At 43.1% G+C, this 10,643-nt stretch carries 9 protein-coding genes; 3 read left to right on the top strand and 6 right to left on the bottom strand.

The features are described from left to right. Positions 1 to 172: 172 nt before the first annotated feature. On the bottom strand, positions 173 to 1,738 hold the full coding sequence (locus tag IQ242_RS08005; protein WP_193959599.1) for a B12-binding domain-containing radical SAM protein: 1,566 nt from the start codon (positions 1,736 to 1,738) through the stop codon (positions 173 to 175). 674 nt (positions 1,739 to 2,412) lie between these two features. Here IQ242_RS08005 and IQ242_RS08000 point away from each other — a divergent pair. Next, a complete protein-coding gene (locus tag IQ242_RS08000) occupies positions 2,413 to 3,513 on the top strand; it encodes an alkene reductase (RefSeq protein WP_193959598.1) in 1,101 nt (366 codons plus the stop codon). A gap of 59 nt (positions 3,514 to 3,572) precedes the next feature. On the opposite strand, the gene grrA is transcribed toward IQ242_RS08000, so the two are convergent. The 4 genes from grrA to IQ242_RS07980 form a co-directional block, all read right to left on the bottom strand. Further along, complete coding sequence (gene grrA / locus IQ242_RS07995) at positions 3,573 to 3,947, bottom strand: GrrA/OscA1 family cyclophane-containing rSAM-modified RiPP (protein ID WP_193959597.1); 375 nt, start codon at positions 3,945 to 3,947, stop codon at positions 3,573 to 3,575. A gap of 14 nt (positions 3,948 to 3,961) precedes the next feature. Beyond that, a complete protein-coding gene (gene grrP, locus IQ242_RS07990) occupies positions 3,962 to 4,861 on the bottom strand; it encodes an extracellular substrate binding-like orphan protein GrrP (protein ID WP_193959596.1) in 900 nt (299 codons plus the stop codon). A gap of 88 nt (positions 4,862 to 4,949) precedes the next feature. Further along, positions 4,950 to 6,119, bottom strand: coding sequence for a PQQ-dependent sugar dehydrogenase (locus IQ242_RS07985; protein WP_193959595.1), 1,170 nt, complete (start codon positions 6,117 to 6,119; stop codon positions 4,950 to 4,952). Between the two features lie 179 nt (positions 6,120 to 6,298). After that, positions 6,299 to 7,423, bottom strand: coding sequence for a type I restriction endonuclease (locus IQ242_RS07980; protein WP_193959594.1), 1,125 nt, complete (start codon positions 7,421 to 7,423; stop codon positions 6,299 to 6,301). A 205-nt stretch (positions 7,424 to 7,628) separates the two neighbouring features. Here IQ242_RS07980 and IQ242_RS07975 point away from each other — a divergent pair, with 205 nt between their 5' ends. Both IQ242_RS07975 and IQ242_RS07970 read left to right on the top strand, forming a co-directional pair. Further along, positions 7,629 to 8,078 (top strand): DUF29 domain-containing protein, encoded by a 450-nt coding sequence (locus IQ242_RS07975; protein WP_193959593.1) that lies wholly within the window; start codon positions 7,629 to 7,631, stop codon positions 8,076 to 8,078. Between the two features lie 12 nt (positions 8,079 to 8,090). After that, on the top strand, positions 8,091 to 8,840 hold the full coding sequence (locus tag IQ242_RS07970) for an amino acid ABC transporter ATP-binding protein (RefSeq protein ID WP_002784428.1): 750 nt from the start codon (positions 8,091 to 8,093) through the stop codon (positions 8,838 to 8,840). Between the two features lie 213 nt (positions 8,841 to 9,053). Here IQ242_RS07970 and IQ242_RS07965 read toward each other — a convergent pair whose 3' ends face one another. Next, positions 9,054 to 10,619: a sodium:proton antiporter gene (locus tag IQ242_RS07965; protein ID WP_193959592.1), complete on the bottom strand. Its 1,566-nt coding sequence runs from the start codon at positions 10,617 to 10,619 to the stop codon at positions 9,054 to 9,056. Positions 10,620 to 10,643 lie beyond the last annotated feature (24 nt).

Below are 10,643 nucleotides of genomic sequence, written 5' to 3'. Positions count from 1 at the left end.
CCCTAAAAGGGCGAGGCTTTCAACCCAATTTTTCGGTAAGTTTGAATGAATTGTGGGGACAGATTACCTGACTTGACAGTCAAACAACCCCACTCGCTTTTTGTTGCTCTACTTTGGGGTAGGATTCAAGAGCGCTGTTTAGGGATAAATGACTGTTCCTCGGCGCTATTGTCTAGCTTTTGAGCGTTTTTTCCAGCTGGGCTACCCTTGCTTTCTGTTGCTTTAAATCGGCTAGTTGTTTTAGTAATTGTTCTCTGACTTCATAGCGATAGGCAAAAAAATGCTCACCTATCCCTAGGGTCGCTAGATACTCTTCTAGCAGACGGGGTTTGACCCAGGCAATCACCGCCAGTTGCCACCAGAAACGGAAGCGCGTCGGTCGGACAATCCCCTGCCGCCAGAGCAAGGAACGGAACAATTGCCACTGTTGCCAATCTAATTTACGGTTCGATTTGCCGCGCCATCCCCCCATGATCATGAAATGGTTGAAGGTTCGTTTCAGGTAGTTAACAGGATCGTAGATTTCCCAGAAAGCGTCGATGTATTCTTCGGTAATCTCTTCCACCGGGCGAGTTGGCTCAAAGTTCATCATCGCTCCCTGATGGAAAGTACCCATGCCATCCACCAGACGACCTTCCTGTTGCAGGCGATTCCACAGGGCGGTATTTTGCAGTGCCTGGAGCAGGCTAAACTGCCCCTGGGGAATACTCGCCTCCATAATAAAATCTTTGATCCGCTGCCCTGCGCCAGGTTTCTCATTGTCAAAACCGATAATGAAGCCAGACATAATCTGCAGCCCCATGCGGGTAATTTTGTGACAGGATTCGATCAGGGATTGGCGGGTGTTTTGAACCTTGTTAATGCCCATTAAGCTATCGGTATCTGGTGTCTCAATCCCCATAAACACCAGCATAAAGCCGGCCTTGACCATTAACTCGATCAGTTCACTGTCTTCGGCCAGATTAAGGGAAGCTTCCGTAATCAGTTTAAAGGGATACTGGTGTTGTTCCATCCAGGGGATCAACTCCCGCAGAAACACCTTGGCATTCCGCTTATTGCCAATGAAGTTGTCATCCACAACAAAAATGTAGCGCCTCCAGCCCAGTTGATATAACGTCTCCAACTCAGCCAACATTTGTTCTGGGGTTTTGGTGCGCGGTTTGCGGCCATAGAGGTTGATGATGTCACAAAATTCGCATTGAAAGGGGCAACCGCGAGAAAACTGCACGGTAATCGCCAGATAGGCATCCAGATCTAGTAGATCATAGCGGGCGATCGGTGTCATGGTGACATCGGGTTTCTCGCTGGCTCTAAAGACACCACTCGGTTCACCCCGCTCCAGGGCCGCTAGGAACAGAGGGATTGTCAGTTCTCCTTCATCGAGAATCAGGTAATCTGCCCCAGCTTTTTGGGCAACTTCTGGATAGGAGGTGGGGTAAGGCCCGCCTACAGCCACTTTTTTACCCAACTGCAACCCTTTGGCAATCAATTCTTGAAAGTCCTTTTTCTGAATGATCATGGCGGAGATGATTACCAAATCGCACCACTCCCAATCCGAAGCTGTTTCTAATCGGACATTGCGATCGACAAACCGGATTTCCCAATCCGATGGTAACAGGGCTGCCACCGTAATTAAACCCAGGGGCGGATTGGTTGCTCTTAAACCGGCTAGATCTAAAGTCTCTTGATAGGACCAAAAGGAGTTGGGCATCAGCGGCCACAGTAATAGGGCTTTCATTCAGGTGTCTCCAATGAAGAAGCTAGATGCTTTACATACTAGCCACAAAGCCCAAGTCGATCAAGACTGTTTTAACATCTTTTTTTACTAATAAATTAGTTCTAAATAAATCGTGAAAAAATAGCTATTTTTTGGAGATTAGCACAATTAAATGAACTATGCTTGCTAAAAACTCGTGTTTTCCCATTTTTATCAACGCAATCTAGAGGCTGTTTGCCTCTTTTGGGTATTTTTGGGTAGGTTTCCTAAAAAACGCTGATTCTGAAAAACCCTCTTGAAATTAGCAAGTACCGAATAGTAAGGGTTTCGTTTCAGTCCCTAGGAAGTCTATTTGATCGGTAAAACACCAGTTACTAGACATCTCGACAATGACTATTTCTGGTCAGATAAACATAAGCGTAATTACACTATTTTATCCCGAACCATCATGACTCAACTACCATAAAATATAGTTTATGTCTCTTTAATTTTGGAAGATGAATAAATTAAATAACTGGTAATTATAGTCATATTTATGAACAAGATCAATTATAGTCAGCTAATTGACCCGATTAATTCTCCTCACTTAGGAGAGGAACAATCTCGCAGATAGCCAGTCAATCATCCTCGGGTGTGATTGTCTGGTTTTAACTAATTGCGGTAAAATTAACCTAAACTCTCTATCGGCAAATTCGATGACTTCCTTCACTACTTCCCTGGCTCTTTTAAGTCAATTTAAATTGGGAGATTTAAACTTAGAAAATCGTCTTGTGCTTGCTCCCATGACGCGAGCGCGAGCCGGAGAAAAACGTCTTGCTAATGAGATAATGGCCGAGTATTACCGGCAAAGGGCCAGCGCCGGATTAATGATTACAGAAGCGACGGTAATTTCTCCCCAAGCTAACGGTTGGCAAAATACCCCCGGTATCTACACCGATGAACAAGCGCAAGCATGGCAAATAGTGACAAAAATCGCCCAAAGAAAAGGAACACCAATTTTTTGTCAATTGTGGCACTGTGGTCGCGCTTCTCATCCCAGTTTTCAGGAAAATGGGGCTTTACCGGTTGCCCCTTCCGCAATTAAGATTAAGGGGGAGTTGCACACACCCATAGGCAAACAGCCCTACGAGACCCCTAGAGCCTTAGAAACCGAGGAAATCCCCACAATTGTCGCCGATTACCGTAAAGCCGCTCAGAGGGCAAAATTAGCGGGGTTTGATGGCATAGAAATTCACGGAGCTAATGGTTATTTAATCGATACTTTTCTACAATCGGCCACTAATCAGCGTCAGGATAAGTACGGTGGCAGTTTGGAAAATCGCTATCGTTTTTTACAGGAAGTAGTCGAGGCAATTTTAACTGTTTTTCCCAGTCATCGGGTGGGGGTGCGTCTGTCTCCCAATGGGGTTTATAATGACATGGGTTCCGAGGATTTTCGAGAAACTTTTCTCTATATTTCCCAAAGATTAAATGAGTACAATTTAGCTTATTTGCATCTGCTAGATGGCTTGGCTTTTGGTTTTCATGAAAAGGGTAAACCGATGCTTTTATCCGAGTTTCGGGCTGTTTTTAATAGTGCTTTAATCGGCAATTGTGGTTATACAAAAGAAACTGCTGAAGCCGCTATTCAGTTAGGAGATGCGGATTTAATTGCTTTCGGTCGCCCCTATATCAGTAATCCCGATTTGGTGGAAAGATTCGCCAATAATTGGCCCCTTAATCCCGATGCTGAGATGAAGGATTGGTATTCTTTTGACAAGGAAGGTTATATCGATTTTCCCAGTTATAAACCCTAGATTTTCTCGTCAAACCAGGGTTGGGACGAGGATGAAAGTTATCCCCTCACCCAACCTAATTACCAACGATTTAAGAAACTGCCACCATTACCCCAGCGCGGTCGGGAATTAAAGAAACCGCCACCGTCAGACCAACCATTGCGCCAGGGCCGCGCATTAACGAAACTACCACCGCGACCATCTCCCCAACCACCGACACGACTATTCACCCAACCGCGACCGCGACCATCTCCCCAGCCTAAAGCTTGTAAACTAGGATCGGCAGTACCTTCTGGCAGTTGGTTAACCCGTTCGCGTACAGCGCTAGATAGACGACTTAAACGCGCTTCAATGGGATTAGCCTCCTCTGAGGCAGCCTGGGCAGTGCTAGTCAGACCGAAAGCAGATAAAGCGAGAAGAAAGCCGACTAAACCAGTTTTATTGCTGATATTCACCTGAATTTATGCTCCTATTTGGCTTCTTGGGGATTAATTTGGGCGTGTTCGATAACTTTGAAGGCAAAAAACCCCTTTAATAATTCTGGGGGGATGGGAACCATGCCTTGACTACCGAACCAGCGATCGATTTGACTAACGGTGGCCGTATCATTAGTGATGTAATCCTGCATCATTTTAACAATGGCATAGTTGACATCATCCAAAAAAGTAGAGTTATTTTCGGGAACCATGCAAGCAATGCCAAAATTAGCTAGAGCTTCTTCGGGGACGATTTCGTAAGCTTGAGGGTTATCTCTGAGGATTGTTCCCGCTAAAGAGATGCCATCCCCCGCTATTGCGTCAATTTTACCAGTTTTTAAAGCTTCGATCGCTTCTTCTACGGTGCTGTAGGTAGTAACAATTGTCGCTTGCGGTTGTACTAATTTAATCACATCGACGGCTGCAGAAGTGGGAACCAAGGCGATGCGTTTACCGATTAGGGATTGAGGAGTGGAGAGATTGCTGCCTTTTTTAGCTAAAATCCTAATCCCAGAAATGCTGTAACTGGTGGAAAAATCGACAACTTTCGCCCTTTCCCAAGTGAAAGCCGTACTACAAGCGATATCGATTTCCCCGCTACGAATGAGATTAATTTTCTCTCCGGGTTGGTTCGCTTCCACCATTTGCAGGGTGACGGGACGACCGAGACGAGTTTCCAATCGTTTTCTAATTCGTTCTAACACATCCATAGAATAGCCGACTAATTCCCCCTTCTCATTGACGTAGGAGTAGGGAATCGCATCAAAACGGGTTCCTACGGTCAAAAATCCCGTGCGAGCCACTTTTTCCACCACTGTTTCCGCTAAACTCGGACCTGCTAGAAGCAGCGGCAAAAGGCAACTAATTCCCGCTAACTGTAAAATTTTCTTCATAAATCGAGTGCTTGCTCCCGTACAAACATAACTATACTAGAAGTCGCTAAAAAATCTTCAAGGTTTCCATAATAATTTCTGTGAACTTTTACAAATTAGATGGCGGTTCAAGGCGAATTAATTGACCGTTACCTTCATCGGTGAGCAGGTATAAAAATCCGTCGGGACTTTGACGCACATCCCGCACCCTCTGACCGATGGGAATCGCTTCTTGATTGATAATTTCACCGGATTTATCCACTTCCAGACGGCGAATATCCCTGGAAACTAAACCACCAGCGAATAAATTTCCCTGCCAATTAGGAAAGCGATTACCGGTATAAAAGACCAATCCTGAAGGAGCGATCGCAGGTGTCCAAATTGTTTTCGGATCGATCAGATCTGGTCGAGATTTTTTGCGGGAAACTGGGGTATTAGTACCGTACTCTTGACTAGCAGAAACCACTGGCCAACCGTAATTTTTACCTTTTTCAATTAGATTTAATTCATCCCCTCCTTTTGCTCCGTGTTCTGTTGCCCAGACTCGTTGAGTCATCGGATCAAAGCTGATTCCTTGAATATTCCGATGACCATAACTCCAAATTTTAGAACCCAGAAAAGGATTATCTTTCGGTAGAGAACCATCGTCATTGATGCGGATAATTTTACCTAAATGACTTTGCAGATTTTGGGACTGTTTTCTAATTAAATCTCCCGCTAATTGTAGGGGAGGATTACCCCCGTCCCCAATCGCTACCAATAAAGTGCCATCCGGTAGCCATAATAACCGCGAACCGAAGTGTTGAGAGCCGGTTTTTGCCTGGGAAACTTCAAAAATAACCCGCACATCTCGCAAACTTGCACCATCATAAACCGCACGAGCGACGCGGGTACGATTAGCCTCCCGGTCTCCGTGAGCATAAGTTAGATAAATCCAGCGATTTTGGGCAAATTGGGGATGAATTGCCACATCGAGCAGTCCTCCTTGTCCGACGGCAAAAACTTCGGGAACTCCAGCGATGGCTTTTGGGTCTAATTTACCCTCTCTAACCACTCTTAAACGACCGGGACGCTCTGTGATGAGGATTTCCCCGTTAGGTAGCCAAACCATAGCCCAAGGATGCTCTAAACCCTCGATTAAGGTCACTTTTTGCCATTGATTGGTCTGGGAATTATTCGCCGAAGTTAATACATTTGCACCTTGACAACTGGAGATAATTATAGTAAGCAAAACGCTAGATACTAAAGGCGAGAAAATGCGATTGAGAGAATTAAGCATTAGTTGGTAACTCCCCAAGTTTTCAGCAGATAAATATAATTATATCGACTCCATTTTGAGTAGTTGTTTCAGAAAAGTTAAGAGATTTTGTAGTGATGGTATTTGCGTTGAAGTTTGCTCGCTAATCCACCGATCATCGGAAATAGTTGCGGTCATTAAAGAGATAGGGGATAATTATTTTAGATACTTTCTGTTTTTTCTGACTTGCTTTTATAAGTATCTTGAGTCAGATAGCGGATACGAGATTTCAGAAATTCAGCGACTCCATAAATTTCATCAAGACTGTCTATATTCGTGGTTGCTTCTTTACCAGTTTCGACATTATCGGGAATACTGATTGATTTCTTGCCAGTTTTTTCATGGAAGCGCAGACGACAGACTGTTTTGGTTACTTTTCCATCTAAGTTGATACCAAAATAACTTCTAGTGTCTTTGAATTGAATGCGTGCGGTCTTGATTTCTTCCCGTAGAATTGATTTAATAATGTAAAATCCTTCCAATTCTTCGGGGGTCGTATTAATTTTATCTTCCCCTGTTTCTTCTGGTGGAGTATCTTCTGCTGCTGGTGTATCAGGAGGATTTGGTTCAGGTTCTTTTCCTAAAACTTCCTCAAATTTTTCTTTGATGATATCATTGATATACTCTTTGAGAGAACGCTTAATAATTTCTTTGAATTTTTCGACAACCGATGCAGTTTTCACCCCAGAATACACATGACTAACAAAAAACTTAACAAATTCGGGGGAAGGATCATTTAATTGCTGGGCAATCACTTTTTTAACTTCTTTTGTGTGCAATAAATTGCGAGCAACCTCTTCTAGTTCGTCAGAATTAAAGCTAGATTTAGAAAATCGTTTTAATTCGTTAACAGAAGAGTCGTCAAAGTCGAGAATGTTAAACTCAAAAAATGGCTTATCGTCCATGATATTATCCTTGACGATATCCGTATAAAACCGATAGATAATCCCATTAGTTAAAACTCCAAAGTTAGCTCCAGTTGCATTAAAATATCGATGCAGTTGGGAACTATGTTTAGGATGCTCAAGATTTTGATGACAGCTTTTACATTCCATCAAAATAATCGGTTGATTGTCCAAACAAATAGCATAATCTACTTTTTCCCCTTTTAATCCAGTTAAATCGGCACTATATTCGGGGTGAACTTCCATGGGATTGAATACATCGTAACCCCATGCTTGCAAAAAAGGCATAATAAAAGCTGTTTTGGTTGCCTGTTCGTTTTGGATTTGAGAACGAGAGGTTTCAACTTTTTGAGCAATTGCTTTGAGTTTATCGATTTCCATGATAGCCTCATTATCTAGGATGTGTGGGTTATCTTCTCAGCCTAACCATAATTTAACCTTTTTTTTACCTCAGGGTCAAGCATTTTTGACTGTCATGATCATTAATTCAAGAATATTTACACTAATCCAGTGCCATTCGGATATTTTATGCTATCATTTCTAGGAACGGGTTATTTTTAATAATGTCTCCATTTAATCAAAGACAATGCTCGCTTTAGAACAACTTTATGAACGGGAATATGATCGCTGGTTAAGTGAGACGATCGAGTTATTAAAAAATCGTCAGTTAGATCAGTTAGATTACGAACATTTAATCGAGGAGTTGGCAGCTTGGGGACGAAGCGAAAAAACTGCTGTTAAAAGTTTAAGTTTACAAATAATAATCCAGCTGTTAATCTATCAATTTTGGATGCCAGAAAGAGAAAGAAATAGTAATCATTGGGCGGCAGAGATTATCACTTTTCGAGTACAATTAGAAGATAAGCTCACCACCAATTTAAGCAAATTTCTAGAACTAGAGTTAGAAAATATCTATGAAAACGCTCGCTTAATTGCCGAAAAAAAGACAGGATTAAAAAATTTACCGATAATTTGTCCCTACTCTCTGAGACAAATTCTTGAGAAACAGTGGTTTCCCGATACAGATAATCAATAAACTCTCAAAAATATGGACTCTCACAACAGTGAACCGATTATAATTGCCGAAGCGGTGGAAAAATGGTACGATAACCGCTTTCATGCTTTGCGGGGAGTGAATCTCACCGTTAATAAACAGGAAGTTGTCGTGATTATGGGGCCGTCTGGTTCAGGAAAATCCACCTTTATTCGCACTTTTAACGGGTTGGAATCCTATCAAAAAGGTCGCATTATTATTGACGGGATAACTGTGTCCCACAACCTGAAAAATATCGAGGCAATCCGTCAGGAAGTCGGGATGGTTTTTCAACAATTTAACCTCTTTCCCCATCTGACGGTATTAGATAATGTCACTCTCGGGCCGATGTGGGTGCGCGGTTGGAAAAAAGCGCAAGCGGAGGAAATAGCGAGAAAACTCCTCGAAAAAGTTGGTATTCTCGAACAAGCGCTTAAATATCCCCCTCAGTTATCGGGAGGACAACAGCAGCGGGTGGCAATCGTTCGCGCTTTGGCCATGCAGCCGAAGGTGATGTTATTCGATGAACCCACCTCAGCTTTAGACCCAGAAATGGTGCGAGAAGTCTTGGAAACGATGCAAAGTTTAGCCAAATCGGGGATGACCATGGTTTGTGTCACCCACGAGGTAGGATTCGCGCGAGAAGTGGCCGATCGAGTGGTATTTATGGATCAGGGTTTAATTTTGGAAATTGCTCCCCCAGCAGAATTTTTTAATAATCCTCAATCTGATCGAACTCAGCAATTTTTAGCAAAAATTCTTTGATTTTCCATGACTTGATCATTAAGGCTCTTCGGTTTGTGTTATGCAATGGACAGGGTTTATAAGGGATGGAACCCTTATATAGAAAGGCATTTAGCGATTTTTGTTAATTGTTTTTTATCTAGAGCGAACTAATCAATTAAATCTCTTGCCAGATAAGGATTTAGTCGATTTATGCCCCCCTATCGAACCATACCAAGTAACGAAGAACCATCATTAAACCATCTCTTTTTCTTCTTCTACCTCGACTAAAAGGGGAACGAGATTTTCATTTAAACGACCGGCTCGAATTAATTCTGCGTAGGTATTAGCTTCGATATCAAGTAAAGTATCTTGAAATTGTTCGGCCACCACATCTTTTAATTGTGGGTGTTCCTGTAGTAATTTTTGCAACTGATCCTCCAGGGACTTTAATTGTCCTTCCACCAGAGTTTTTTTGTCGCGATAAAATTCGGGATCGATATCGGGAAAACGTTCTGGTTGTTGCAGATAATTAGACACCCTAGTTAAAGCAATTTGACGAGCAATTAGGGCCGAATATTCGGTGCGAATCGGTTGATCACCAATAAGATTGAGGGCATTTAATAGCCATTGTATAGATAATCCTTGCACCAATAAAGTAAATAAAACCACCCCAAAAACCACGTCAATAATTTCTTGACGGTAGGGGATAGACGTAGGAACACTTAACGCTAGGGCGATCGAAACCGATCCGCGCAATCCTCCCCACCATAACACCGTTCTTTCCTTGAAATTGATGCTATTGCCCGTAATTAGGTTACTAATTCCCCCTAGTCCAAAAATTGAGAACAGACGGGAAACCACCATAGCAGCGATCGCTATTAAAATCCCGGTTAAGTGACTGCCGAGACTCTCAAAACGGGTTTGATCGCCGATCAGTAAAAAGATGATAGAATTGACAAAAAAGGCGATAAATTCCCAAAATTCGCTAACTACCAGGCGCGTGCGGGGACTCATACCAATGCGCGAACCGAGATTACCGAGAATAATCCCGACAATTACCACCCCAATCACACCGGATCCGCCTAATTTTTCCGTGACGAGATAGGTTCCATAGGCAGAAACTAGAGTCAGAGACTGTTCCACAAAAGGCAGATCAAAGCGTTGGGTAAGGTAGGAAATGCCGAAACCGATCACGCAACCCACACCGATGCCAATCCCCACAAAGGTGCAGAAACGAGCGATCGTCACGGGGACGGAAAAGGTATCGACTCCCAAGGGAATACCCACCAAGAGGACGAAAGCGACCACAGCGACCCCATCATTAAAGAGACTTTCCCCTTCCATCAGGATCGTCAGTTTTTTACTGGCCCCCAATTCTTTAAATAGGGCAATCACAGAGACGGGATCGGTGGCAGCTAGGGCAGCACCCAACAGAAACGCGATCGATAGGGGTAAATTAGCAAAGATATGTAGGGGATAGGCGACTCCCAAAACGGAGATAATCACCCCGATAACGGCAAAAAGGACGATAGTAACCCAATATTCCTTTAATTTAGCCCAAGGAATATTCCAAGCGGCTTCAAAAAGGAGGGGAGGCAGAAAAATTTCCAGAATTAATTCCGGGGAAAGATTAACTAGACGCAAATCTAAAAAAGCTAAACCCATACCGACAATAACTAACAGCAGGGTGTAGGGAATTTTGCGGAGGAAGGCAACGGTTCTCGATAAAGTGGCGACACTCAAGGAAATGGTCAAAACTAGCAGGAATTGCTCTAAATTATGAGCGATCGCCTCGTTAGCAGTAGATTCTAGGGTCATTAGTTATCAGAGATGGGTGTGGGG

It is taken from the genome of Microcystis sp. LEGE 08355 (assembly GCF_015207185.1).
In the GTDB taxonomy this organism is placed as follows: Bacteria; Cyanobacteriota; Cyanobacteriia; order Cyanobacteriales; family Microcystaceae; genus Microcystis; species Microcystis panniformis.
Note: the sequence above shows the minus strand (reverse complement) of the source record. Positions and strands in the feature narration are given on the sequence as shown.

Excerpts from the sequence above, each read along its gene's own strand:
- IQ242_RS08005 (WP_193959599.1), bottom strand. The coding sequence starts at position 1,738 with ATGAAAGCCCTATTACTGTGGCCGCTGATGCCCAACTCCTTTTGGTCC.
- IQ242_RS08000 (WP_193959598.1), top strand. The coding sequence starts at position 2,413 with ATGACTTCCTTCACTACTTCCCTGGCTCTTTTAAGTCAATTTAAATTG.
- grrP (WP_193959596.1), bottom strand. The coding sequence starts at position 4,861 with ATGAAGAAAATTTTACAGTTAGCGGGAATTAGTTGCCTTTTGCCGCTG.
- IQ242_RS07985 (WP_193959595.1), bottom strand. The coding sequence starts at position 6,119 with ATGCTTAATTCTCTCAATCGCATTTTCTCGCCTTTAGTATCTAGCGTT.
- IQ242_RS07980 (WP_193959594.1), bottom strand. The coding sequence starts at position 7,423 with ATGGAAATCGATAAACTCAAAGCAATTGCTCAAAAAGTTGAAACCTCT.
- IQ242_RS07975 (WP_193959593.1), top strand. The coding sequence starts at position 7,629 with ATGCTCGCTTTAGAACAACTTTATGAACGGGAATATGATCGCTGGTTA.
- IQ242_RS07970 (WP_002784428.1), top strand. The coding sequence starts at position 8,091 with ATGGACTCTCACAACAGTGAACCGATTATAATTGCCGAAGCGGTGGAA.
- IQ242_RS07965 (WP_193959592.1), bottom strand. The coding sequence starts at position 10,619 with ATGACCCTAGAATCTACTGCTAACGAGGCGATCGCTCATAATTTAGAG.